Origin of the sequence: Allobosea sp. WAO (genome assembly GCF_001509835.1) — a bacterium.
Classification (GTDB): domain Bacteria; phylum Pseudomonadota; class Alphaproteobacteria; order Rhizobiales; family Beijerinckiaceae; genus Allobosea.
In genome coordinates this window covers 282,616-307,493 of record NZ_JXTJ01000007.1, presented here as the reverse complement: position 1 = coordinate 307,493, position 24,878 = coordinate 282,616, and the positions used below count along the sequence as shown (strand labels likewise).

25 protein-coding genes are annotated in these 24,878 nt (G+C 68.7%); 20 read left to right on the top strand and 5 right to left on the bottom strand.

Annotation, left to right across the window (positions count from 1 at the left end):
- The 6 genes from DK26_RS13880 to DK26_RS13855 are packed head-to-tail and all read left to right on the top strand — an operon-like array spanning position 1 to position 9,051.
- The gene (locus DK26_RS13880; protein WP_066473281.1) at positions 1-1,215 is read left to right on the top strand and encodes an FAD-dependent oxidoreductase; all 1,215 of its coding nucleotides are present in this window, start codon (positions 1-3) and stop codon (positions 1,213-1,215) included.
- On the top strand, positions 1,215-3,914 hold the full coding sequence (locus tag DK26_RS13875; RefSeq protein ID WP_066473277.1) for a nitrate reductase: 2,700 nt from the start codon (positions 1,215-1,217) through the stop codon (positions 3,912-3,914). The genes DK26_RS13880 and DK26_RS13875 overlap by 1 nt, the downstream gene beginning before the upstream one ends.
- Before the next feature lie 38 nt (positions 3,915-3,952).
- Positions 3,953-4,861, top strand: a complete 909-nt coding sequence (ntrB, locus tag DK26_RS13870; RefSeq protein ID WP_083533221.1) for a nitrate ABC transporter permease — start codon at positions 3,953-3,955, stop codon at positions 4,859-4,861.
- Between the two features lie 10 nt (positions 4,862-4,871).
- On the top strand, positions 4,872-5,663 hold the full coding sequence (locus DK26_RS13865) for an ABC transporter ATP-binding protein (protein WP_066473275.1): 792 nt from the start codon (positions 4,872-4,874) through the stop codon (positions 5,661-5,663).
- 11 nt (positions 5,664-5,674) lie between these two features.
- Positions 5,675-7,471: a NirA family protein gene (locus tag DK26_RS13860; RefSeq protein WP_066473269.1), complete on the top strand. Its 1,797-nt coding sequence runs from the start codon at positions 5,675-5,677 to the stop codon at positions 7,469-7,471.
- Complete coding sequence (locus DK26_RS13855; RefSeq protein ID WP_066473264.1) at positions 7,468-9,051, top strand: sulfite reductase subunit alpha; 1,584 nt, start codon at positions 7,468-7,470, stop codon at positions 9,049-9,051. Before DK26_RS13860 ends, DK26_RS13855 begins: the two co-directional genes overlap by 4 nt.
- Before the next feature lie 38 nt (positions 9,052-9,089).
- Here DK26_RS13855 and DK26_RS13850 read toward each other — a convergent pair whose 3' ends face one another.
- Complete coding sequence (locus DK26_RS13850; RefSeq protein WP_066473261.1) at positions 9,090-10,079, bottom strand: tripartite tricarboxylate transporter substrate binding protein; 990 nt, start codon at positions 10,077-10,079, stop codon at positions 9,090-9,092.
- A gap of 80 nt (positions 10,080-10,159) precedes the next feature.
- Between DK26_RS13850 and DK26_RS13845 the strand changes: the two genes are divergently transcribed.
- From DK26_RS13845 to DK26_RS13830, 5 genes are all read left to right on the top strand, one after another.
- Positions 10,160-10,822, top strand: coding sequence for a GntR family transcriptional regulator (locus DK26_RS13845; protein ID WP_066473258.1), 663 nt, complete (start codon positions 10,160-10,162; stop codon positions 10,820-10,822).
- The gene (locus DK26_RS13840; RefSeq protein ID WP_066473255.1) at positions 10,822-11,949 is read left to right on the top strand and encodes an enolase C-terminal domain-like protein; all 1,128 of its coding nucleotides are present in this window, start codon (positions 10,822-10,824) and stop codon (positions 11,947-11,949) included. The genes DK26_RS13845 and DK26_RS13840 overlap by 1 nt, the downstream gene beginning before the upstream one ends.
- A 246-nt stretch (positions 11,950-12,195) precedes the next feature.
- Positions 12,196-12,981: an SDR family oxidoreductase gene (locus tag DK26_RS13835; RefSeq protein WP_066473251.1), complete on the top strand. Its 786-nt coding sequence runs from the start codon at positions 12,196-12,198 to the stop codon at positions 12,979-12,981.
- A gap of 83 nt (positions 12,982-13,064) precedes the next feature.
- Complete coding sequence (locus DK26_RS29015; protein ID WP_157089648.1) at positions 13,065-13,235, top strand: hypothetical protein; 171 nt, start codon at positions 13,065-13,067, stop codon at positions 13,233-13,235.
- Positions 13,236-13,258: 23 nt separating this feature from the next.
- On the top strand, positions 13,259-13,861 hold the full coding sequence (locus tag DK26_RS13830) for an SCO family protein (protein ID WP_066473248.1): 603 nt from the start codon (positions 13,259-13,261) through the stop codon (positions 13,859-13,861).
- Positions 13,862-13,974: 113 nt separating this feature from the next.
- Here the strand turns inward: DK26_RS13830 and DK26_RS13825 are convergent, their stop codons facing one another.
- Positions 13,975-15,810 carry a glycosyltransferase gene (locus tag DK26_RS13825; protein ID WP_083533220.1) on the bottom strand — a complete coding sequence of 612 codons (1,836 nt, stop codon included), beginning with the start codon at positions 15,808-15,810 and terminating at the stop codon, positions 13,975-13,977.
- A 173-nt stretch (positions 15,811-15,983) separates the two neighbouring features.
- Complete coding sequence (locus tag DK26_RS13820) at positions 15,984-16,451, bottom strand: helix-turn-helix domain-containing protein (protein ID WP_066473246.1); 468 nt, start codon at positions 16,449-16,451, stop codon at positions 15,984-15,986.
- Between the two features lie 76 nt (positions 16,452-16,527).
- On the opposite strand from DK26_RS13820, the gene DK26_RS13815 reads away from it, so the two are divergent.
- The 7 genes from DK26_RS13815 to DK26_RS13790 are packed head-to-tail and all read left to right on the top strand — an operon-like array spanning position 16,528 to position 21,915.
- On the top strand, positions 16,528-18,894 hold the full coding sequence (locus tag DK26_RS13815) for a heavy metal translocating P-type ATPase (protein ID WP_066473243.1): 2,367 nt from the start codon (positions 16,528-16,530) through the stop codon (positions 18,892-18,894).
- A gap of 11 nt (positions 18,895-18,905) precedes the next feature.
- Complete coding sequence (locus tag DK26_RS13810) at positions 18,906-19,526, top strand: isoprenylcysteine carboxylmethyltransferase family protein (RefSeq protein ID WP_066473240.1); 621 nt, start codon at positions 18,906-18,908, stop codon at positions 19,524-19,526.
- Entirely contained in the window at positions 19,523-20,050 is a 528-nt protein-coding gene (gene lspA, locus DK26_RS13805) for a signal peptidase II (protein WP_083533219.1), read from the top strand. Before DK26_RS13810 ends, lspA begins: the two co-directional genes overlap by 4 nt.
- Positions 20,047-20,481: a hypothetical protein gene (locus DK26_RS13800; RefSeq protein ID WP_066473238.1), complete on the top strand. Its 435-nt coding sequence runs from the start codon at positions 20,047-20,049 to the stop codon at positions 20,479-20,481. The genes lspA and DK26_RS13800 overlap by 4 nt, the downstream gene beginning before the upstream one ends.
- Positions 20,478-20,603 (top strand): hypothetical protein, encoded by a 126-nt coding sequence (locus tag DK26_RS29855; protein ID WP_282568036.1) that lies wholly within the window; start codon positions 20,478-20,480, stop codon positions 20,601-20,603. Before DK26_RS13800 ends, DK26_RS29855 begins: the two co-directional genes overlap by 4 nt.
- 34 nt (positions 20,604-20,637) lie before the next feature.
- Positions 20,638-21,558, top strand: a complete 921-nt coding sequence (locus DK26_RS13795) for a cation diffusion facilitator family transporter (protein ID WP_066473237.1) — start codon at positions 20,638-20,640, stop codon at positions 21,556-21,558.
- A gap of 54 nt (positions 21,559-21,612) precedes the next feature.
- A complete protein-coding gene (locus DK26_RS13790) occupies positions 21,613-21,915 on the top strand; it encodes a hypothetical protein (protein ID WP_066473235.1) in 303 nt (100 codons plus the stop codon).
- A 4-nt stretch (positions 21,916-21,919) separates the two neighbouring features.
- Here DK26_RS13790 and DK26_RS29010 read toward each other — a convergent pair whose 3' ends face one another.
- Positions 21,920-22,084, bottom strand: coding sequence for a hypothetical protein (locus DK26_RS29010; protein ID WP_157089647.1), 165 nt, complete (start codon positions 22,082-22,084; stop codon positions 21,920-21,922).
- A gap of 214 nt (positions 22,085-22,298) precedes the next feature.
- Between DK26_RS29010 and DK26_RS13785 the strand changes: the two genes are divergently transcribed.
- The gene (locus DK26_RS13785) at positions 22,299-22,937 is read left to right on the top strand and encodes a transglutaminase-like cysteine peptidase (RefSeq protein ID WP_066473228.1); all 639 of its coding nucleotides are present in this window, start codon (positions 22,299-22,301) and stop codon (positions 22,935-22,937) included.
- 23 nt (positions 22,938-22,960) lie between these two features.
- Here the strand turns inward: DK26_RS13785 and DK26_RS13780 are convergent, their stop codons facing one another.
- Positions 22,961-23,584, bottom strand: a complete 624-nt coding sequence (locus tag DK26_RS13780; RefSeq protein WP_066473225.1) for a DsbA family protein — start codon at positions 23,582-23,584, stop codon at positions 22,961-22,963.
- Between the two features lie 187 nt (positions 23,585-23,771).
- On the opposite strand from DK26_RS13780, the gene DK26_RS13775 reads away from it, so the two are divergent.
- The gene (locus tag DK26_RS13775) at positions 23,772-24,827 is read left to right on the top strand and encodes a murein L,D-transpeptidase family protein (protein ID WP_066473222.1); all 1,056 of its coding nucleotides are present in this window, start codon (positions 23,772-23,774) and stop codon (positions 24,825-24,827) included.
- Positions 24,828-24,878: the final 51 nt, after the last annotated feature.

Here is a 24,878-nt window from a genome sequence, read left to right as displayed (position 1 = left end):
ATGGCCGAGCCGCTGATCATCGTCGGAAAGGGCATGGCGGCGACCAGGCTGGTCGACGAGCTCAGCCAGCGTGCGCTCGGCCGCTATTCCGTCGCGGTGATCGGGGCCGAGCCGCGGCTCGCCTACAACCGGGTGCTGCTCTCGCCGCTGCTCGCCGGCGAGATCGCGGAAGCGGACATCGAACTGAAGCCCGCAGCTTGGTGGCGCGACCGCGGCGTCTCGATGCTCTACGGCAAGCCGGTCATCGGCATCGACCGGCGCGCCAGGACCGTGACATTGGCGGACGGCCCGACCTTGCCCTACGGCAAGCTTGTCCTCGCCACCGGCTCGAAGCCGCTGAAGCCGCCCTTCCCGGGCGGCGATCTGCCGGGTGTTGTGACATTCCGCGACACAGCCGATGTCGGGGCGATGCGTGCCTATGCGGCGCGCGGCGCGCGGATCACCGTCATCGGTGGCGGCCTGCTCGGGCTCGAGGCGGCCTATGGGCTGGCCCGCGCCGGCGGTGAGGTCACGCTGCTGCATCTCGTCGACCGGCTGATGGAACGCCAGCTCGATGCCGAGGGTGCGGCGCTCCTCGCCTCCGCCATGGCCATGCGCGGCGTCGAGATCCGGCTGAACAGCGCGACCAAGGGTTTCGTCGGGACCGGCAAGGTCGAAGGCGTCGCATTGCACGACGGCACGGTGATCCCGGCCGATCTCGTCGTCATCGCCATCGGCGTGCGGCCGAACACCGATCTTGCTGCAGCGGCCGGGTTAGATGTGGCGCGCGGCATCGTCGTCGACGATATCATGGCGACCAGCGATCCCGCGATCTCTGCGATCGGCGAATGCGCCGAGCATCGTGGTCAGGTCTACGGGCTGGTCGAGCCTGCCTATGAGCAGGCGCGCACCCTTGCCACCAGTCTCGCCGGCCGCGAGGCTGGCTATCCCGGCTCGCTGCTCGCGACCAATCTCAAGGTCTCCGGCGTCGGCGTCTTCTCGGCCGGCGAGTTCGAGGCCGGCGAAGGCGCCGAGACCGTGGTGCTGCGCGACCGCGCCGCCGGCATCTACCGCAAATTCGTGCTGCGCGAGGGCAGGCTCGCCGGCTGCGTGCTAGTGGGCGATACGCAGGGCGCGCTGTTCTATCTCGGCCTGATCCGCTCGCAGCAGGACATCACGCCGTTCCGCGCCGACCTGCCCTTCGGCGAGGCCTATTGCATCGGGGAGGCCGCCTGATGCGCCACGACGCCCCGCTCTCCGGCCGCTCCGGCCAGCCGGTGCGCACCACCTGCCCCTATTGCGGGGTCGGTTGCGGCATCCTGGCGACGCCGGACGGCAAGGGCGGCGCGGCGATCGCCGGCGATCCCGCCCATCCCGCCAATCGCGGCAGGCTCTGTTCCAAGGGCTCGGCGCTCGGCGAGACGCTCGCTCTGGGCTCGCGCGTTCTCCATCCGCTGAAACGCAATGGCAGCGGCGGCTATGCCCGGGTCTCCTGGGACGAGGCGCTGGATGCGATTGCGGCCGGGCTGAAGGCGATCATCGACCGTGACGGCCCCGAGGCGCTCGCCTTCTATCTCTCCGGCCAGCTCCTGACCGAGGATTATTACGTCGCCAACAAGCTCGCCAAGGGCTTCATCGGCACGCCGCATGTCGACACCAATTCGCGGCTCTGCATGTCCTCGACGGTCGCCGGCCATCGCCGCGTGCTCGGCTCTGACACGGTGCCGGGCTGCTATGAGGATCTCGACTGCGCCGACCTCGTCGTGCTCGTCGGCTCCAACGCCGCCTGGTGCCATCCGGTGCTGTTCCGCCGCATCCAGCAGAACCGCACGGAGCGCGGCGCCAGGGTCGTGGTCATCGATCCCAGGGTCACGGCGAGCGCCGAGGAGGCCGATCTCGTCCTTCCGCTGAAGCCCGGCTCCGACAGCCTGCTCTTCGCAGGGCTCTTGGTCCATCTCGCCGATGGCGGCCTGCTCGATGAAAGCTATCTGGCGCACCACACCAGCGGCTTCGACGAGACGCTCGCCAATGCGCGGGCGCTTGCGCCGAACCTCGCCGCCATTACCGATGGCACCGGGCTCCGGGCCGCCGAGATCTCTGCCTTCTACCGGCTCTGGGCCGAGACCCCGGCCGTCGTCACCGCCTGGAGCCAGGGCGTCAACCAGTCGGCGCAAGGCACCGACAAGGTCGCTGCGATCCTGCATTGCCATCTCGCCACCGGCCGGATCGGCCGGCCGGGAAGCGGCCCGTTCTCGCTGACCGGCCAGCCCAACGCCATGGGCGGGCGCGAGGTCGGCGGCCTCGCCAACATGCTGGCCGCCCATATGGGTTACGCCCCGGCTGAGGTCGACCGCGTCAGGCGCTTCTGGAAGGCGCCGAACATCGCCCGCCGGGAGGGGTTGAAGGCCGTCGCCATGATGGATGCCGTCGCCGAGGGCGGCATCAGGGCGATGTGGGTGATGGCGACCAATCCGGCCGTCTCGCTGCCGCGCGCCGACGCGGTGCAGAAGGCGCTCGCCGGGCTCGAACTCTTCATCGTCTCCGAGAACGTCCTCTCCAACGACACGCTGGCCGCCGGCCCGCACTTCATCCTGCCGGCCGCCGCCTGGGGCGAGAAGGACGGCACCGTCACCAATTCCGAGCGCCGGATCTCGCGCCAGCGCGCCTTCCTGCCCCTCCCGGGCGAGGTGCGGCCGGATTGGTGGATCATCTGCGAGGTCGCGCGGCGGCTCGGCTTCGGCGAGGCCTTCGCCTATGCCGGCCCGGCCGAGATCTATGCCGAGCATGCCGCCCTCTCGGCCTTCGAGAACGAGGGTAGCCGCGGTCTCGATCTCGGCGCCCATGCCGGCCTCGGGGGCCGCGACTATGATGCGTTGGAGCCGGTGCAATGGCCGCTGCCGGCCGGGCGCCCCGGCGGCACCGCCCGGCTGTTTGCGGATGGCGGCTTCTTCGCGCCGGGTGGCCGCGCCACCATGCAGCCTCTCGCCGTTCCCGTCCTCGCCAGCCAGCCGGATGCCGAGCGGCCTCTGCTACTGAACACCGGCCGCATCCGCGATCACTGGCACAGTATGACGCGCACGGGCTTGAGCGCCCGCCTGTCGGCTCACATCGCCGAGCCCGCGCTCTTCCTGCATCCGCGCGATGCCGAGCGGTATGGCGTCAGCGCAGGCGGTTTCGCCCGCGTCGCGACCGAGCATGGCGCCGCCGTGCTCAAGGTCGTGCTCGACGAGGGCGCACGACCGGGCGTTGCCTTCGCGCCGATCCACTGGTCAGGCGAGACCGCCTCCGATGCGCGCATCGGCGCCCTTGCGCAGGCTGCCTGCGATCCTTTCTCCGGCCAGCCCGAACTGAAGGCGACGCCGGCCTCGATCGCGCCGGTTGCCTATGCCTCGCAGGGCTTCGTTCTGTCACGGGATGTCTTTGCGCTGCCGCCGGGCAGCTGGTGGGCGAAGCTCGCCGTCGAAGGCGGCGAGGGGCGGCTCTTCGCCACCGATAGCGGCCCCGAGGCGCTGATGGCGCATGCGAATGCCGCCTTCGCCGGCTGCGAGCTCACCGAGATGATCGACCGGGCGGGCGGGGTCTATCGCTGCATCGCGACAAGGAACGGGCGCCTGATCGCGGCGCTCTTCCTCGCTCCCGCCGGGCGCGCGCCACTCTGGGACACTGTCAAGGCGGCCTTCGCCGTCGGCAGGGAGCCGGAGAACCGGCTGGCGCTGCTCGCCGGCCGCAGTCTCGACGGCATCGCCGAAGCGGGGCCGATCGTCTGCGCCTGCTTCGGCGTCGGCCTCAACGCCATTCGCGCCGCCTTCGCCGGCGGCCAGGCGCTGAGCGCCGGGGATATCGGGCGTCAGCTCAAGGCGGGCACGAATTGCGGTTCCTGCCTTCCTGAAATCCGCCGCATCGGGGCGCAGTCGCGCGAGACGGAGGCGGCATGACGGACGCGGCGCAGCAGCACGGACAAGGGAGTATCGCGATGGGACAGGCTGTCTCGAAGAGCGTTGCGGGCGAGGCGATAATCGTCGCGCTGCCGGGCGCCAAGGCTGCGGTCGTGGCATTGCCGCCCTTGGCCGCAAAGCCGCTTTCGGCGCGCGCGGCGTCCTGGCTCAGGGCGATCGCCGTCAACCTCCTGCCGCCGCTGCTCACGGTCGGACTGCTGCTGCTGTTCTGGCAGCTCGCCGCGTCCGGCCCGCAATCCTCGCTGCCGCCGCCGAGCAAGATCTGGAGCGAGGCGCGCGACCTGATCGTCGAGCCCTTCTTCTGGAACGGCTCGCAGGATATCGGCCTCGGCTGGCGCATCCTGGTCTCGCTGCAGCGCGTCGCGATCGGCTTCAGCCTGGCGGCGCTGATCGGCGTGCTGCTCGGCGCCCTCGTCGGCCAGTCGGTCTGGGCGATGCGCGGTCTCGACCCGGTCTTCCAGGTGCTGCGTACCGTCCCGCCGCTCGCCTGGCTGCCGCTCTCGCTCGCCGCCTTCCGCGACAGCCAGCCCTCGGCGATCTTCGTGATCTTCATCACCGCGATCTGGCCGGTGATCATCAACACCGCCGTCGGCATCCGCAACATCCCGCAGGACTATCGCAACGTCGCGCAGGTGTTGCGGCTGAACCAGCTCGAATTCTTCTTCAAGATCATGGTGCCCTCGGCCGCGCCCTACATCTTCACCGGGCTTCGCATCGGCGTTGGCCTGTCCTGGCTCGCCATCGTCGCCGCCGAGATGCTGACCGGCGGCGTCGGCATCGGCTTCTTCATCTGGGATGCGTGGAACTCCTCCCGCCTCTCCGACATCATCGTGGCGCTGGTCTATATCGGCGTGGTCGGCTTCATCCTCGACCGCCTCGTCGCCTTTATCGGCCATGTCGTCACCCGCGGCACACAGGCCAATTGAGGGACGGGCGATGAGCTATCTCAAGATCGATCATGTCGATAAACGTTTCGCCCGCGGCGCCGCCACGACCGAGGTTCTGAAGGATATCAGCCTCGTCATCGACAAGGGCGAGTTCGTCTCGATCATCGGCCATTCCGGCTGCGGGAAATCGACCCTGCTCAACATCGTCGCCGGGTTGACGCCGGTCAGCGCGGGGGCGGTGCTGCTCGAAGGCAAGGAGGTCAACGCGCCTGGCCCCGAGCGCGCCGTGGTCTTCCAGAACCATTCGCTGCTGCCCTGGCTCACCGTCTACGACAATGTCGCACTCGCCGTGAACAAGGTCTTCGGCGGCGTGAAGAGCAAGGCGGAGCGGCATGACTGGATCATGCACAATCTCGACCTCGTCCAGATGGGCCATGCCAGGGACAAGCGCCCGTCCGAGATCTCCGGCGGCATGAAGCAGCGCGTCGGCATCGCCCGCGGCCTCGCCATGGAGCCGAAGATCCTCCTGCTAGACGAGCCTTTCGGCGCGCTCGACGCGCTGACCCGCGCCCATCTGCAGGATTCGATCATGCAGATCCACGCCGCGCTCGGGAACACGATGATCATGATCACCCATGACGTCGACGAGGCCGTGCTGCTCTCGGACCGGATCGTGATGTTGACCAACGGCCCCTCCGCACGCATCGGCGAAGTGCTCGATGTCCGCCTCGAGCGCCCGCGCAAGCGCCTCGACCTGGTCTCGGACCGCACCTATATCGCGGCGCGCGAGGCCGTCCTGAAATTCCTCTACGAGCGCCACCGCTTCGTCGAGGCGGCGTGACGGCACCGGCCATGAGCAACGACTTCTCGCCAGAGCAGAAGCGCTATCTCGAAGGCTTCATGAGCGGCCTGCAATCGGCGCGAACCGCCCGCGGCCTCGGACCGCTCGGTGGGGCGGCCGGTTCCGGCAATGCTGCCCCGTCCGGCCCCGACAGGGAGCATGCCGACGCACAGGCGAGGACCATCGCCGGGGGCGGCAAGCTCGTTGATCAGGAGAAGTGGAAGGCGGCCGAGCACCCGTTCGACGCCTATGCCCGCTTCAAGCAGCAGGCGGGCTCCGGCACCTATCCCAAGCCCGAGGATAATTTCCGCTGGCGCTATCACGGCCTGTTCTATGTCGCCCCGGCGCAGGACAGCTATATGTGCCGCCTGCGCATCCCGAACGGCATCCTGAAAGCTTGGCAGTTCGAGGGCGTCGCCGAGCTCGCGGAGAAGTTCGGCGGCGGCTACAGCCACGTCACCACCCGGGCCAATCTTCAGGTCCGCGAGATCACCGCGCAGAACGCGCCGCTGCTGCTCGAGGGCCTCGCCGATCTCGGCCTCACCGCCAAGGGCTCGGGCGCTGACAACATCCGCAATGTCACGGGCTCGGCGACCGCCGGCATCGACCCGCTCGAGCTTCTGGACACGCGCTCGCACGCCCGCGCCTGGCACCACCACATCCTGAACGACCGCTCGCTTTACGGCCTGCCGCGCAAGTTCAATGTCGCCTTCGATGGCGCCGGTTCGATCGCGACGCTGGAGGACACCAACGATATCGGCTTCCAGGCGGTCGAGGTCGGAGAGGGAGCCTCCTTCGAGGGACAGCCAGTCGCGCCCGGCGTCTGGTATCGCCTCGCGCTCGGCGGCATCACCGGCCATCACGACCTCGCCCGCGACACCGGCATCGTCGTCGCGCCCTCCGATGCGGTCGCGGTCGCCGATGCGATCGTGCGCGTCTTTATCGCCAATGGCGACCGCACGAACCGCGCGAAGGCGCGGCTGAAATACGTGCTCGACGCCTGGGGCTTCGACAAGTTCCTCACCGCCGTGGAGGAGACGCTCGGCCGCCGGCTGGTCCGGGTCGACGGCGCCTTCGTCAAGCCGCGTCCGCTCTATGACCGGCTCGCCCATATCGGCGTGCACAGGCAGCTCCAGCCCGGGCTCAACTGGATCGGCGTCGCGCTGCCGGTCGGCAAGCTCACGGTGGCGCAGATGCGGACGATCGCGGCGATCTCGCAGGCCTGCGGCGACGGCGATATCCGCCTGACCGTCTGGCAGAACCTGCTGATCTCCGGCGTTCCCGACGCCAAGGTCGACGATGTCCTCGCCAATCTGAAGGCCACCGGGCTCTCGGCCGAAACCTCGGTATTGCGCGCCGGTTTGATAGCCTGCACCGGCGCGACCGGCTGCAAATTCGCCGCCGCTCACACCAAGGAGGATGCACTCGCCATTGCCGCCCATTGCGAGCCGCTGATCACGCTGGACCAGCCGGTCAACATCCACCTGACCGGCTGCCACCATTCCTGTGCCCAGCACTATATCGGCGATCTCGGTCTGATTGGTGCCAAGGTCCCGGTGAACGAGGAGGGCGACACCGTTCCTGGCTACGACTTCCTGGTCGGCGGCGGCTATGGCGTCGATGGCGGCATGGCCCGGCCCTTCCGCGAGAAGGTCAGGGCCGAGGAGGTGCCGGCTTTGGTCGAGGCGATCCTGCGCACCTGGCAGGTGCACCGCGCCGCGCCGAATGAGAGCTTCGTCGCCTTCGCCCGCCGCCACGAGATCGCGGCGCTGCTGGCGCTGGTCGCCGAGACCGGAGAGGCCGCATGACCGTGCAGACCCCGAACCCGCTCGTCCAGGTCCTACCGGAAACGGCTCCCTTCAGCGAGGAGCAGCGCTCCTGGCTCAACGGCTTCTTCGCCGGCCTGCTCTCGCTCGACAATGCCGGCGTCACCGCGCTCTCGCCAGCCGAGAACGCTGCGGTGATGGGCGAGGCCGATGACGGCGCGCCCTGGCACGATCCGGCCATGACGATCGCCGACCGCATGCAACTCGCCGAAGGCAAGCCGCTGCCGCGCAAGCTCTTCGCCGCGATGGCGCAGCAGGATTGCGGCCAGTGCGGCTATGTCTGCGAGACCTATTCGGCAGCGATTGCCGAGGGCAAGGAAGGCCGGCTCAATCTCTGCGCCCCCGGCGGCAAGGAGACGCTGCGCCAGCTCAAGGCGTTGATGGAGGAATGCAACGCGGCTCCGGTCGCGGCGCCCGCAGAGATCGCGCCAGCCACGCCGGCGGGGCCGCTCGGGCGTTCTCGCGAGAATCCGGTGCTCGCGACCTTTCTGTCGCGCCACAAGCTCAATGGCGAGGGCTCCGAGAAGGAAACCTGGCATGTCGAGTTCGATCTCTCCGAGAGCGGACTCGACTATATCGTCGGCGACGCCTTCGGCATCGTCGCGCAGAACGATTCGCGCCTCGTCGATGCGGTGATCGCACTGCTCGGCGCACGCCCTGATGCCGATCTCGGTGGCAAGACGCTGCGCGAGAAACTGCTGGCCGATTGCGCGCTCGGGCCGGCGCCGGACGCGCTGTTCCAGCTGATCTCCTATGTCACCGGCGGCGAGACCCGCCAGAAGGCCAAGCGGCTGTCAGCCGGCGAGGACCCGGACGGCGATCTCGAACGGCTCGACGTGCTCGGCACGCTGCACAAATTCTCCTCGGCGCGGCTCTCGCCCGAAGCCTTCGTCGAGGCGCTCGATCCCTTGCAGCCGCGGCTCTATTCGATCTCTTCCTCCTTCAACGCCACGCCCGGCCGGATCTCGCTCACGGTCGATACGGTCCGCTACAAGATCGGCTCGCGCCCGCGCTGGGGCGTCGCCTCGACCTATCTGGGCGAACGAGTCCAGCCCGGCGACAAGGTGCCGGTTTATGTCCAGCGCGCCCATGGCTTCGGCCTTCCGGAGAACCCGGAGACACCGGTGATCATGGTCGGCCCCGGTACCGGCGTCGCGCCCTTCCGCGCTTTCCTGCACGACCGCAAGGCGACCGGCGCCAAGGGCAGGAACTGGCTGTTCTTCGGCCATCAGCGCCGGGCGAGCGACTTCTTCTACGAGGACGAGCTCAATGCGATGAAGGACGCGGGCGTTCTCACCGGCCTGACCCTCGCCTGGTCGCGTGACGGCAAGGACAAGATCTATGTCCAGGACCGGATGCGCGAACGCGGCGCCGAGCTCTTCGCCTGGCTGGAGCAGGGCGCCCATTTCTATGTCTGCGGCGATGCCAAGCGCATGGCCAGGGACGTCGAGCGCGCCATGGTCGAGCTCGTCGCCGAGCACGGCAAGCGCTCGGTCGACGACGCCGTCGCCTATGTCGCGGCGCTGAAGAAGGCCGGCCGATATCAGGCCGACGTCTACTGAGCTTGCTCCGGCGCGGGTGAAGCGCCGGAGCGGTCGCTCTACTGGGCCTGGAGCGTGATGCTGGCCTTGCCGGCCACTTCCTTCCAGCGGGCGATGTCGGCCGCGAGGAAGCTCTTGAACTCGGCCGGCGAGTTGCAGACGGTTTCGCCGCCGAGCACAGCGAGCTTCTCCTGGATCTGCGTGTCGGCGCAGGCCTTGACGATCTCGGCATGCAGGCGCTCGACGATCGCCGGCGGCACGCCCTGTGGGCCGAGCAGGCCGAACCAGGCGACGGTCTCGTAGCCGGCAAAGCCGGACTCGGCGACGGTCGGAACGCTCGGCAGGGCCGGGGCGCGCTTGGCCGTGGTGACCGCGAGCGGCGTGACCTGGCCGCTGGTGACGAGGCCGATCGCCGGCGGCAGGTTCACCGCCATGAACTCGACCTGGCCGGAGACGATGTCGTTCAGCGCCGGGCCGGCGCCGCGATAGGGCACATGCGTCGCCTCGATCCCGGTCAGGACCTTGAGGTATTCCGAGTTCATATGCGCCGAGGAGCCGCTGCCGCCCGAGGCATAGCTGAGCTTGCCCGGATTGGCCTTCGCGTAGCTGATCAGCTCGGCCATCGACTTCACCGGCAGCTTGGTGCTGGCGATGAAGATGTTCGGCGCCTTGTAGACCAGCGAGACCGGCGTGAAGTCGCGCATCACGTCATAGGGGATGTTGGCATAGGTCGCGGCGTTGATGCCGTGCGAGCCGGCATTGCCCATGATGAAGGTGTAGCCGTCGGCTGCCGCGCGGGCCGCCGCCGCCGAGCCGACGACACCGCCGGCGCCCAGCCGGTTCTCGACCACGAAGGGCTGGCCGAGTGCGCTGCGCAGCTTTTCGGCGATCAGGCGGGCGGCGATGTCCGAGCCGTCGCCCGGCGCGCTCGGCACGATGATCGTGACCTGGCGTTCCGGCCATTGCTGCGCCGAGGCGGAGCTTGCCATGGCGGCGCAGCCGAGGGCCGCGACCAGCCCAAAGGCCATCCCGATGCCGATCCTTCTCATCGCGTTCCTCCAAACATGATCAAAAGATGTACTTCATATTGGGTTGACAGGATGCCTAACTCACTCTTTTGATCAAATCAATGCAGACCACCCAAAGCCGCGCCGACTCGGTCAAGGACTGGATCCGGGACGACATCGTCGCTGGCGGCCTCGCCTTCGGCGCCCGCCTGCGCATCGACGAGCTCGCCAGCCGCTACGGGGCGAGCCATATGCCGGTACGCGAGGCGCTGCGCAGCCTGGCCGGCGAAGGGCTCGTGGTCTCCGAAACGAACAAGGGCGCGCGCGTCGTCACGGTCGATCGCCGCCATGTCGAGCATCTCTTCACCGTGCGCATCGCGGTCGAGGTCGCGCTCGCGCGCCAGGCGGCTCCGGCGATGACCCGGGACCGGCTCGCCGAGGTCACGGCACTGGAGGCGGAACGCCTCGCCGCCGTGGAGCGCGGCGACTATGCTCAGGGCGTCGTCATCAACCAGGGCTTCCATCGACGCATTTACGAGGCGGCGGGCAATGGCGAGGGCCTGGCGGTGCTCGATCGCCATTGGCTGCTGCTGGCCGCGCTCTGGTCACGGCTCGGCTATCGCCCGGAGCGGCTCGGCGGCGTCGCCAGCGACCATGACCACATTCTGCGGGCCCTGCGCGACGGCGATGCCGAAGCCAGCGGGATCATGACCGCGGCCCATGTCACCAAGACGCGACAGGACCTGATGGACCTGATGGCGCAGCGCGGAGAAAGCCTGGCGTGATGCGAGTTCTGGACGATCCGATCAGTCAGGTGCGGCTCAGCATCGCCCGGATCACCGACAAGACGCTCTGGTCCTTCCTGGAGATCCGCTGCGCCTCCGGGGCCGAGGGCGTCGGCGAGGCGAGCCTTGCCGGGCGCGAGCGGGCGCTGCTCGATGCCGCCGTCGAAAACCTGCCGCGCTGGCTCGCCGGCGAGCCGCTGCCCGGCTTCGACACGCCGCCGCCGCTGCCGGTCGCAGCCCTGCGCACCGCGCTCGACGTAGCGCGCTGCGATGCCGCCGCGCGGGCCGAAGGCGTCGGCCTTGCGCACCGGCTCGGCGGCGCTGCGGCGGCCCGCATCCCGCTCTATGCCAACATCAACCGCCGCACCCGCGACCGCTCGCCCGCCGGCTTCGCGGCGAGCGCCGCGCATGCCATCGCCCGCGGCTTTCAGGCGGTGAAGATCGCGCCCTTCGACGAGGTCGGCCCCGCCTTGCGTGACGATGTCGAAGGGCGGAAGGCACTGGATGCGGGCATCGCCCGGATCGCCGCCGTCCGAGAGGCGCTCGGCCCGGACCGGCGTCTGATGGTCGATTGCCATTGGCGCTTCGGCGAGGCCCTGTCGGCGCGGCTCGTCGAGGCGATCGCCCCCTTCGGGCTCTACTGGCTCGAATGCCCGGTGGTCGAGGAACCCCGGCAGATCCCGGCGCTCGCGACGATGCGCAAGACGCTCAATGCCCGCGGCACGCTGCTCGCCGGGCTCGAGGAGTTCACCGGTGCCCCGGCCTTCCTCGCCTATGCCGATGCCTATGACGTGATGATGCCCGACATGAAATATGTCGGCGGCGTCGACGAGATGCTGCGCACCGCCGAGCAGCTCGCCGAGCGCGCCATCGCCGTCTCCCCGCATAATCCGACCGGGCCGATCTGCCATGCCGCGAGCCTCCAGCTCTGTGCCGCCCTGCCGGGCTTCAGCATGCTGGAAATGCAGCTCGACGAGACGCCGCTGTTCTGGTCGCTGGCGCAGCCCGGCCTGCCGCCGGTCGACGGCGGATCGTCCGCCCTGCCCATAGGCGACGGGCTCGGCGTCACCCTCGACCAGCAGGCCATCGGCGAGCTCACGACGGTGGACCTGCGCTTCTCGGCTTGAGGCTAAGGGGCGGCGCTCCTAGCAGAAGTCGAAGTCCACCCCCTCGTCGGCCTGCAGCACATGCTCGTCATGGAGCCCGCATGGTCGCGGCGCTGCGTGGCGGGCGGTTGCGGCAGCGCCTTGCGGCGTGCTTCCAGCGTTGACCGGAGCGCAGAAGGCGCCGGCGCTTTCGGGCGTGCGCCTGGTTCGTTCACCGCCTATCTTGCCCGCGTGCGTCGGATGCGCCGCGGGATGGAGAGCGATCGTATGGATCTCGGACTCAAGGGAAAGCGCGCGCTCGTCATCGGCGCCAGCCGCGGCCTCGGCGCCAGCATCGCGGCGACGCTCGCGGCCGAGGGTGCTACGGTCGTCGCTGCGGCACGCAATCTCGACGCGATCACGGGCTGGATCGCCGAACTGCCTGCCGAAAGGCGCGGGCGGGTCGTCGCTGCAAAGCTCGATCTCGCCGATCTCGCTTCGGTCGAGGCGCTGGCGGAGACGCTGATCGCCGAGGGCGGCGTCGACATCCTGATCGGCAATTCCGGTGGCCCGCCGCCCGGCGAGGCGCGCGAAGCGAAGCGTGCCGACTGGCTGCTGCACTTCGAGGCCATGGCGGCCAATCTCTTCCATCTCGCCCAGCGCCTGCTGCCGGGCATGGCCGAACGCCGCTGGGGCCGCATCGTCACCATCGTCTCCTCTGGCGTCGAGCAACCGATTCCGCGCCTCGCGCTCTCCAACGGCATCAGGGCCGCGGTCGTCGGCTGGTCGAAGACCCTGTCGGCCGAAGTCGCGGGGCTGGGCGTGACGGTCAACGTCGTGCTGCCCGGCCGTATCCACACCGAGCGCGTCGACCAGCTCGACGATGCGGCGGCGGTGCGGACGGGGGCGACGCGCGATGCCATCGCCAAGGCCTCGATGGCCTCGATCCCGGCCGGGCGCTACGGCCTGCCTCAGGAATTCGCCGATGTCGTCACCTTCCTCGCCAGCGAGCGTGCCTCCTATGTCACCGGCGCCAAGATCCGCATCGATGGCGGGTTGATCCGCGGCATCTGAGCTGCGGGCGGCTGGCAGCCGCGCTGCGGCGTGATGGCCGCTTCCGGCCGCGGCTGTCGAGCGCTACATTGTGAGGGATGGATATGTCGCCGCAGACCGAGATCCACGACGAGCCGTCGGCCTCGAAGGCTGTGCTTTGGCTGCTCGCCGGGGGCGTCGGCCTGCTGCTGCTCGCCGGGCTCCTGCTCTGGTGGCGCGAGGGTGATCGCCTGTTCACGGACGGGCTGATCGCCGCGATCCTGGCCTGCTTCTGACCGGCCCGGCCGGTCGACCGAGGATTCCTGCCTTGAACCGCCGCCTGATCCTGCCCCTCGTCGTTTTTCTGCTGGGTGCCGTCGCGCTCGCCGCAGCCGCCTTCATCACCTTCGCGCCGGCCGGTCGGCAGGCCGGCCAGAGCCTGGCGTCGAGCGTCGGCGGGCCGTTCGCGCTGACCAACACAGAGGGCAAGACGCTGACCGACAAGGATCTGCGCGGCGCGCCCTTCCTGGTCTTCTTCGGCTTCACCCATTGCCCGGACATCTGCCCGACCAAGCTGTTCGAGATCTCGGAGGTGCTGCGCGCTGCCGGCACCAAGGGCGAGAAGCTGCGGGCGCTGTTCATCAGCGTCGATCCCGAGCGCGACACGGTCGAGACGTTGAAGAGCTATCTCGGCTCCTTCGACCCGCGCATCATTGGTCTCACCGGCGACCGCGCCGCGATCGACGCCGCCATCAAGGCCTATCGCGGCTATTCCAAGAAGGTGCCGCTCAAGGATGGCGACTACACCATGGACCACACCGCGCTGGTCTATCTGATGGACAAGAATGGCGGCTTCGTCGGCGCCTTCAACATCGAGCGCCCACCGGCGGAAGCGGCGCAGGAATGGCTCCGTCATCTCTAGGGTCGATCCGCTCGATTGAGGCATCATTCCGGTGTTCCGCTTCGCTACGGCCGGAATGACGATACAGGCGAACCGGACGCTCCGGCGGCAGATCTCGACTGTCGGGCCGGAAGCTACTCCGGCGGCTTGCGATAGCGCGACGAGCGGGCGAGGCCGTGCTCCGTCTTGTTCCAGACGAAGCGCCGGTTGCAGTATTCGATGAGCGCGAGCCAGGCGGCGAGCGAGACCAGCAAGTAGTAGAGCGGCAGGCCGGGCAGCCAGCGCCAGAGGTCGACGGCGCCGCGCCGCCAGGCGCCGAGTGCCGGCACGAGGAAGACCACGCCGATTCCAGCACCGGTCAGGGTCAGCGTCGTCGCCGAGAGCAGAAGCTCGAGCGGGCTGTCCGGGTTCAGCAGCGAACCGTTCAGGACGGCGAGGATGAAGCCGAGCGCGAAGAACGGATAGCCGAGCGTGCCGAGCAGCGTGCCGAGCGCCAGCACCAGGAAGGTCAGCGTCGCGACCAGCCCGGCTTCGCGTAGCAGCCGGTGCGGCGCCAGAAGATGGCTGATCAATGTCTGCAGATAGCCCTTCAGCCACCGTGTGCGCTGCTTCATCCAGCTTTGCAGGAACCGCGGCGCCTCCTCCAGGGTCGCCGAGGGCAGGTCGGCGATGCGGCCGCCAGCCCGCACCAGGCGAAAGCCGATATCGGCATCCTCGGTGACGTTCCAGGCATCCCAGCCGCCGACCTTGCGCAGCGCCTCGGTCCGGAAATGGTTCGAGGTCCCGCCGAGCATGATCGGCAGGCCGCAGCGCAGCAGGCCCGGATTGAAGACATCGAAGAGCCCGGCATACTCAAGCGCGAAGAAGCTGGCGAGCCAGCCATCCCCCGTGTTGTCGATAACGAGCCGTGCCTGCAGGCAGACCAGATCCGCCTCGGCGCGCAGGAAGCGCGCGGCGGCAAGGCGCAGCTGCTGCGGGTCGGGCACATCCTCGGCGTCGAAGATCGTGAACAGCTCGCCCTGCGCTTCCGCCAGCGCGACGTTGAGGGCGCGCGGCTTGGTCCGCGGCGCGCCGCGCGGCACGATCACGACCTGCATGAACGGGGGCAATCGCCGCGCCGCTAGCGCCCGTCGCATGCCATGGTCGACCTCCTCGACGAGGATGCGGACATCGAGCTTGGAGGGTGGGTAGTCGAGCGCCGACAGGGCGCCGATGAGCTTGTCGAGCACCGCCTCCTCGCCGAACAGCGGCACGGCTACGGTATAAACCGGCAGGCGACCTTCATCGACGCGCCAACGATGCTCGCGCCAGAGGTTGGCCGGAGGTTTCTCCATCAGGCTCGCGAGGCGCAGCACGACGGCGCCGAAGAAGACCGGCCCCAGGGCCAGCGCCACACCCATCAACGTGCCGACCGGCGCGAGGGTCGTTAGCGCGGCGAGCAGGCCGACCATGAGAAGCACCAGCCCCTTCTGCGAGATGCTGCTGCCGGTGCGGGCGCTGAAGCGGGCCATGCCGGGCTCGTCGAGGCCGGCGGCCCGGCGGGCGAGCATGCGGGCGTTGCTGGCGCGCAGCGCCCGGGCCAGAGCCGAAGGCGTTACGATCACGAGGTCGTCGCGGCCCTGCGGCCTGCCCGCCATGAAGCGCCGCAGCGGCCTGCCTGCCGGCGGAGCGCAGGCGAAGCGAGTGGAACTGCCCGGCTCATGCGCAACCCGCGCCACGCCCTCGCGCATTATTGCGGAAACGTCGCCGCCCCGCAGCAGCGAAGGCGCCTCCGAAGAGAAACTCAGTTCGAACTCATGGGTGAGGCTCCGGTAGAACGCCTCTTCGCCGACGAGGCCGGAAGCGATCACCTGCCTTGCCGGGGAGACGCCGAGTCGGGAGGCGGCGAGCGCTGCCTGTCGCAGTTCGGCGGGAGGAACGCCATGGCTCGCGAGGAAGGCGATCTCGACCGGCAGGTCCGCTTCGGCCACGCCGCTCACGCAACGACACGGCCATAAGACCGCGCTCCCATCGTCGCCCCCCAGTGCCAGCGGGTCGTTTCACCTTCGTCGGCAACCTATGGTTGCTGTTTCGAGGTTGGGAGTCGAGCAAAATTCTGTACCTTCGCAGCAATTCCGGCCATTTCGGCCGGTATCGGCCGCGTTCAGCGCCAGGCGTCGGCGACGCCGCCCTGGTGATGAGCGCATTGCGAGTGGTCGGCGAGCGCCTCGATGATCGCGCAATCGCAGGCGTTGACCCCGCCGGAGCAGGTCGCGGCGATTCGTTCCAGCTCCTTCTCGAGCGAGCGCAGCCGCGCGATCTTGTGGCGGACCTCACCGAGATGGGCGACCGAGATCGCATGAGCCTGGTCGCAGGGCAGGTCGGGGCTGTCGGAGAGCTTCAGCAAGGTGCGGATGCTGTCGACCGAGAAGCCGAGATCGCGGGCATGCTTGATGAAGGCGAGCCGCTCGACATGGCGTCTGCCATAGCGGCGCTGGTTGCCTTCGGTCCGCTCCGGTGGCGGCAGCAATTCGACCTGCTCGTAATAGCGGATCGTCTCGACCTTGACGCCGGTCTGCTCGGCCAGCACGCCGATCGGAACGACACGTTCCAGATTCTTCCGGTCGGACATCGATTTTCCTCTTGAACCTCTAGTCACTTCAGATTGTATCTGGGGAGTCTCTGGACGCCGTCAAGCGGAGACGATCATGCGCGAACCCGATTCCGATGCCGCAAACCCGCTGTCCTGGCAGGTCACGGGCATGGATTGCGCGAGCTGCGCGGCGAAGATCCGCAGCGCTGTCGAGCGCCTGCCCGGTGTCAGCGATGTCCGGCTCTCGGTGATGTCGGAGACCTTGTCCCTGTCGCTCGCCTCAGGCGGGGCAACCGCGGCCGAGGTCGAACGCCGCGTCGCCGGCCTCGGCTATGCCCTGGCGCCCGCCAAGCCGGCGGCCTCCGCGCCCGCACCCGCGCCGTCCTCCTGCGGCTGCGGCCATGATCATGGGCACGGCGAGCACGGCCACGAGGCCGGCCACCGGCATGCGTCGCATGATGGTCACGACCACGCGCATGATCATGACCATGAGCACTCTCATGAAGACCACGGCCATGCGCATTCGCATAGTGGCGGGCGGGCCAAGGTCGATGCCAAGGCCGATGCCGGGCACGGCCTGCCCGGCCATGTCCATGAGGTGACGCCGGACGGCATGAGCTGGTACCAGTCCGGCAAGGGCCGGCTGGTGTTGCTCACCGGAACCCTGCTCGCCGGCGCCTGGCTGGCGAGCCTCGCCTGGCCGGCGGCTTCCTACTGGCTGTTCGTCGCCGCCTGTCTGATCGGCGTCGTGCCGGTGGCACGGCGCGCCTTCGCGGCGGCCGCGGCCGGCGTACCCTTCACCATCGAGATGCTGATGACGATCGCCGCGGCCGGCGCGCTCGTCATCGGTGCGGCCGAGGAGGCGGCGCTGGTCGTCTTCCTCTTCGCCGTCGGCGAGGTGCTGGAGGGCGTCGCCGCCGACCGGGCGCGCGCCTCGATCCGGGCGCTCGGAGATCTCGTGCCCAAGACCGCGTTGGTCGAGGAGAACGGCACGACGCGGCAGGTCGACGCCGCCGCGCTGGCGATCGGCCAGATCGTGCTGATCCGCCCGGGCGACCGGGTGCCGGCCGATGGCGAGATCGTCTCCGGCATTTCCGGCATCGACGAGAGCCCGGTGACCGGCGAGTCCGTGCCGAAGACCAAGGGCGTTGGCGATCCCGTCTTCGCCGGCTCGGTCAACCGCGAGGCGGCCTTGCGCGCCCGCGTCACCAAGGCGGCGCAGGACAACACCATCGCCCGCATCATCCGCCTGGTCGAGGAGGCGCAGGAGGCCCGCGCCCCGACCGAGCGCTTCATCGACCGTTTTTCGCGCATCTACATGCCGGCGATCGTGGCGCTCGCCATCGCCGTCGCGCTGGTGCCGCCGCTGTTCTTCGGCGGCGAATGGGCGGTCTGGATCTACCGTGCGCTGGCGCTGCTGCTGATCGGCTGCCCCTGCGCGCTGGTGATCTCGGTGCCCGCCGCGATCGCCGCCTCGCTCTCGGCCGGTGCCCGGCAGGGCCTGCTGTTGAAGGGCGGCGTCGTCATCGAAGCGGCAGCCAAGACCGGCACCGTCGCCTTCGACAAGACGGGAACCCTGACCGAGGGCACGCCGCGCGTCACCGAGGTGGTGGCGCTCGGCCGGAGCGAGCGCGCGGTCGTCGAGCTCGCGGCCGCGGTCGAGACAGGATCGAGCCATCCGCTGGCGCAGGCGATCCTCGCCCGGGCCGAGGCGCATCTCATCCCCGTGCGGCCCGCTTCCGAGGCCGCGGCCATTGCCGGCCAGGGCGTCACCGGCAAGCTCGACGGCGTCGCGATCTTCGTCGGCGCGCCGCGTCATGCCACGAGCCGCGCCGCCTTCGACATGACGGCGAAAGCTGCGGTCGAGCAGCTCGAATCCGACGGCAAGACGGTCGCTGCCGTCATCGCCGACGGCGTGCTCGCCGGGTTGATCGCGTTGCGCGACGAGCCCCGCGCCGACGCTGCGGCCGCGGTCGCCGAGCTCAAGGCGCTCGGCGTGCGCTCGGTGATGCTGACCGGCGACAATGCCCGCACCGGCGCGGCGATTGCCGGCGCGCTCGGCATGGACCACAAGGCCGAGCTGATGCCGGACGACAAGGTCGCGGCGATCCGCGAGCTCGCGGCACAGGCCCCGGTGATGATGGTAGGCGACGGCATCAACGACGCGCCGGCGCTGGCCGCGGCCGGGATCGGCGTCGCCATGGGCTCCGGCACCGACGTCGCGCTCGAGACGGCGGATGGCGCCGTCCTGAAGAGCCGTGTCCGCGACATCGCGGCGATGATCCGGCTGGCGCGCGCCACCATGGCGAACATCCGCGTCAACATCGCGCTCGCGCTCGGGTTGAAGGCGGTGTTCCTGGTCACCAGCGTGCTCGGCTACACCGGGCTCTGGGTCGCGATCCTCGCCGATACCGGCGCGACCGTGCTGGTCACCGCAAATGCGCTGCGGCTGCTGCGCTTCGACGCCGGCAAGGCGAGCTGAGGGGACTTGCGATGAGCGGCATGGAGATCGCCAGCTATCTCATGGTCGTGGTCTATGTGATCAGCTTCCTCGCCATGAGCGCTATCCTGGCGAAGGAGGCCGGTCGTCCGGTCTGGCTGTTCGGCAAGGGCGGCGAGAAGCAGGCCCTGCCGGCGCTGCTCTTCAAGCTCGCCTTTGCCGGGGCGGTGATCTGGCCGCTGCTGCTCGCCGCCTTCGGCAATCCGGTCGCGCATGACCCGCTGCATGCCGCGCTCGACGGCCCCTGGTACGATGTGCTCGGCCATCTCCTCGTCGTCATCGGCGCCTGCGTCGCGCTTCTGTCGCAGCGCTATATGGGCACCTCCTGGCGCATCGGCGCGGCTGAGGGCGAGCAGGGCGCGATCGTCGACAGCGGCCCCTTCGCGATCTCGCGTAACCCGGTCTTCGTCGGTCAGGCACTGCTGTTCATCGGTCTGTTCATCGTCCTGCCGAGCCTGATCCAGGCCGGGCTGACCCTCGCTCTGCTGGTTGCCATCCGCCTGCAGGTCGAAATCGAGGAGCGCGTGCTCGCCGCCTCGCTCGGCCAGCCCTATCTCGCCTATCGCGCCCGCGTCCGGCGCTGGCTCGGCGTCACCAGGCAGCTCCCTGCATGACGCTCTCCCGGAACATGGCCGGCGTCCTCGCCGTAAGCGCGCTCGCCGCCGGCCTCGACCAGGCCAGCAAATGGCTGATGCTCGCCGTCGTCATGGATCCGCCGCGGGTGATCGAGCTCGCGCCCTTCCTCAACCTGCGGCTCGGCTTCAACACCGGCATCAGCTTCGGCATGTTCCGCGACACGCTGGAGCGCTGGCCTGAGGTGCTCGGGCTGTTCAAGCTCGTGGTCGGCCTCGGCCTCATCATCTGGGCGGCGCTGTCGCGGCACCGCCTCGAGCGCATCGGCCTCGCTTTGATCGCCGGCGGCGCCTTCGGCAATGCGGTCGATCGCTGGCGCCAGGGTGCGGTCACCGATTTCATCGACCTGCACTGGGGCGGCTGGCACTGGCCGACCTTCAACGGCGCCGATATCGCGATCACGCTCGGCGTCATGCTGACGCTGTTCGCCAGCCTGCCGCTCGCCGACCGCTTTGCCGGCCCTGGCGCCGCACCGCAGAAGACCGAGCCGGAGGCGCTGCGATGATCGCGAACTGGCTAGCCCGGCTCGGCAGAGCTCTTGGCGAAGGCACGCCGCGTGGTCTTCTGCTCTCGCGCGGGACGGTGCTGCGCGCCCTTGCCATCGCGGCCATTGGCCTCGGCTCCTTCATCTATCTCGGCACGGTCCATAGGGAGCCGGTCGCGAAGCGCGCCGATATCGGTGTCGTCCATCCCTGGTCGCGCGGTGCCGCCCGCGCCGGCGAGCAGTACCCGATCTATGCGAGCTTCGCGAATGACGGCCGCGTGCTCGATCGGCTGATCGCGGTCGAGACACCCTTGGCGCGCGAAGCGGTGATGAAGGAGCTCGACCGCAGCAGCGGCGTCGTCATGCCGATCGAGCTCGACGAGCTCTCCATCCCGGCAACAGCAGGGTCTCGCTCCGGCCCGGTGCCCGGCAGATCACGCTCGTCGGGTTGAAGCAGGCCGTCGAGCCGGGCGAGACGATCCCCGTGACCTTCGTCTTTGCCCGTTCCGGGCGCGTGACGACGCAGGTGCAGGTCGAGAATCTCGGGCAGCAGGAGCATGCCGACCATTCCTGAGGTTGGCGTGGCGGGCACGAAGCGAGGAGCGGGCATGGCGGCAGGGCATTCCCATGGCGGCAGCGCGAAAGGCGGAACCGCGGCCGGCCGCCACAAGTCGCGCCTGGCTGCGGCGCTGGCGCTGACTGCGAGCTTCATGGTCGCCGAGGTGGTCGGTGCGCTCTGGACGGGCAGCCTCGCCTTGCTCGCCGACGCCGCGCATATGCTGACCGATGCCGGCGGGCTCGCTCTGGCCCTTATCGCGATCCGCTTCGCCGAGAAGCCGGCGACGCCACAGCGCAGCTATGGCTATGTCCGCATGGAGATCCTTTCGGCGCTGGCCAATGCGGTCGTGCTGCTGCTGCTCACCGTCTACATCCTCCACGAGGCCTATCAGCGCTTCCTGAACCCGCCGCCCATTCTTGGCGGCCCGATGCTGGCGGTTGCCACCCTTGGGCTGATCGTCAACCTGATCAGCATGAAGTTGCTCGCCGGCGGTTCTTCCGAGAGCCTCAACGTCAAGGGCGCCTATTTCGAGGTTCTGAGCGACATGCTCGGCTCGCTCGGGGTCATCGTCGCCGCGCTCGTGGTGATGGCGACAGGCTGGACCCTGGCCGACCCGATCGTCGGTGCCGGCATCGGCCTCTTCATCGTGCCGCGCACCTGGAACCTGCTCAGGCAGGCCGTCCATATCCTGATGGAAGGCACGCCGCCGGAGATCGACATCGCCCGGCTCGAGACCTCGCTGCTGGCGCTGCCCGGCGTCACCGCAGTGCACGACCTCCATGTCTGGACGCTGACCTCCGGGCTGGACGCGATGAGCGGGCACATCGTCGTCGCCGACATGGCCGATGCGCGGCCCGTCCTCGTCGCGGCCAACCGCCTGCTCGCCGATGAGTTCGGCCTGAAGCACACCACGATCCAGATCGAGGATGAGGCGGTCCGCCGGACCGACGGTCACGAGCAGCGCCTCTAATTTTGAGAACCGAGCCACCGCAATTCCGACACAGGCAGAGCCGAAAGCCGAACCATGGAATCGTTCATCGCCGCTTTGGTCTCGCTCCTGATCCTCAACCCGATCCAGAGCGCGATCACCAGCCAGCTCTCGGCGCTCGGCATCCCCCGTGACAGCGCCGAGAAGGTTGCGGCCTGCGCTCGCGCCGCGACGCCCGCGATTGTGACGCGCGTCGGCGAGAACCCGGTTTGGGCGGTCGGACAGGTCGTCCGCTTCTGGACGGGAGCGGCGAGCCCGGTCGTCGTGCTCGTCGAGATCGCGCCGCAATGCGCCGGCGCCGTCGAGACGGCCAAGCGCGCGATCGAGCGCTCAGTCTGACGCCTCAGGGCATCTGTGCGGCTGGCGCTGCTGGGCTCGCATGCGCCTTGGGATCGCTCAGATGCCGCCGGTCCTCGGCCTCGCGCATCCGCACCACGGTGACGGCGTAGAACAAGCCGGCCAGCACGATCAGTGCCGCCGCCAGCGCAGTGTTTCGTGATCTCATCATGATCGGATCACGCGCTCCTGTGGGCGCCGGAACAGCCTGGCTGCATGGCTCCGAAGGGCTGGGCTGGGCAGGGCGCAGCGCAAGCTCTCCTTAGGGTTGATGGCGAGGAAAGAAATATCAATGGAATCTGAATCTTAGGCGTAGAATTCGGCTCTCCGATTTTGCGCCGTCTCAAGTCGGCTCTGCGAGAACCGCTCCCGACAAGGAGAGCGTGATGACAGGCAGGCGGAACTGGATCGGAGCGGCATTCCTCGCCATGGCGAGCCTCGGCCTGGCTTCTGAGGCCCAGGCTTCGGGCACCACCGACCTTGCCCATCTCCATGCCGGCGAGCCCTCGCGCATGCCGATCGGCTGGGCGCAGTTCTGCGCCGACAATCCGGGCGATTGCCGGATCTCGCGCTCGCCGGCGAGCGTCGCGCGGCTCGACGACCGGTCGTGGAGCGAGCTGCTCGCGGTCAATCTGAGATACAACAAGACGATCGAGCCGATCACCGACCAGGACCAGTTTGGGGTCATCGAGAACTGGGGCTACGCCACGTCCGGCAAGGGCGATTGCGAGGACTATGTCCTTGAGAAGCGGCGCGAGCTGATCCGCTTGAGCTGGCCGATGTCGGCTCTGCTGATCACTGTGGTGATCGACAAGGAGGGCGGTGGCCATGCGGTGCTCACCGTCGTGACAGATCGCGGCGAGTTCATCCTCGACAACCAGACCGACAAGGTCCTGCCCTGGTCGAAATCCGGCCTGACCTTCATCCGGCGCCAGTCGCCCGAGAACCAGAATGTCTGGCTTGATCTCGGCCGCTTCCTCGGCCGGCCCGATGTCGTGACCGCGGCGATTGCGGGCTCGCGCTAACACCCGACCAGCGCTTCGCCGGCTCAGCGTCCGGCGAGGAGCGGCGCCAGGATCGCGTCGAACTGCGCGAGTGTCAGCGCCCCGACATGCTTCTCGCCATTGACGAAGAAGGTCGGCGTCGAGTCGACGCCAAAACTCTTGCCGCGCTCGGAAACCTGCCTGATGCCCTGGTAGAGGTCCTCGCGCTTCAGGCAGGCCTCGACGCCGTCCTTGCCCATGCCGGCCTGGCGCATCGCCTGGGTCAGCCCGTCCAGCGGCTTGTCGGAATGGGCCCAGCCCTCCTGCGTCTTGTAGAACATGTCGACCACCGCATACCATTTCTCCTCGCCGGCACAGCGCGCGAGCATGAAGCCGGCCATGGCGAGCGGGTCGAGCGGGAACTCGCGGATGATGAAGCGGACCTTGCCTGTGTCGACATACTTCGCCTTGAAGTCCGGCCAGGTCCTGGTGTGGAAGTTCATGCAGTGATGGCAGGTGAGCGAGGCATATTCGATCACCGTCACCGGCGCATCGGCCGCTCCGAAGATCTTCTCCGGCAGCGGGCCGGGTTCGAGCTGGCCGGAAGGGCCTTGTGCGAAGGCTGTCGCTGACAACGAGCCGGCAAGGCCGAAGGCGATGGACTGGAGGGCGAGGCGGCGGTCGAGCATGGCGTTGATTCCCGGTGGCTCGGGCCGGTCTGCGACCTCTAGTGATGTCAGGGTCAAGAGGGGAAAGGTTGCGACCGGGCTGCCGCCGCTTCACGAAATTGTCAGTTGAACCTCGACCGGCATGAGCTTGCAGGGTCGCGGGGCGCCCGTTCACCAGCCGTTAGCGATACGCCCCGACAATCCCGCAATGTCCATCCGCTCCCTTGCCCGGAACCTCCGCCGCCATGCGCTGCTCCTCGCCGGAGCCGTGCTGTTGTCTTCCTGCGTGGCGATGGAGGGCGACGATCGGCATTTGCAGCCGCTCCCGGTCGCGCTGGTCTCGCAGATGTCGGCCAAGGGCATGACGCAGGCCGACCCGATCCTGATCCGGATCTTCAAGAAGGAGAGCGAACTCGAGATCTGGAAGCGCGACCGCTCGGGCCGCTATGCGCTGCTCAAGACCTATCCGATGTGCCGCTGGTCGGGCCAGCTCGGCCCGAAGAAGCGCGAGGGCGACCGGCAGGCGCCGGAAGGGTTCTATACGGTCACCGCCGAGCTGATGAACCCGAAGTCGCAGTTCTATCTTTCCTTCAACCTAGGCTATCCCAATGCGCTGGAGCAGGCGCAGGGCTTCACCGGCTCGGCGCTGATGGTCCATGGCGCCTGCACCTCGGCCGGTTGCTATGCGATGACCGATGATGGCGTCACCGAGATCTACGGCCTCGCTCGCGAGGCCTTCGTCGGCGGCCAGCGCAGCTTCCAAGTCCAGGCCATGCCCTTCCGAATGACCCCGGAAAACATGGCGGCGCATCGCAACAACCCGAACATCGCCTTCTGGCGCAATCTCAAGGAAGGCTACGATCACTTCGAGGCGACCCGCCGCCCGCCCCGTCTCGCCTATTGCGAGCGCCGCTACGTCTTCGATCCGGCCGAGGGCGCCGGCCCCTTCGTGCCGGGCGCCGCCTGTCCAATCTACGAGGTCGAGCAGGACAGCCGCGATCTCGTCGCCCAGAAGCGCGCCCGCGACGAGGAGCGCACCGCCGGACTGGTCGCCTCCGGCACGCCGGCGATGAGCTATGCGCTGCGCGATGGCGGCATGCATGAGAGCTTCCGCACCCTGCTCAGGAAGATGGGGCCGGAGCGGATGCAGACCATGGTCGCCGGCAAGGTCGAGATCAGCAATCCCGACGCCGCGCTCGCCGACCCCTTCGTCGCCGACCCCGGCGAGCGCGCCCAGTTCACCGGTTCCATTCCGGCCCAGTAAGGGTGCGCACCAGCCCCTTTTTCGGCCCGGCGATCGACCGGGTGCGACGCT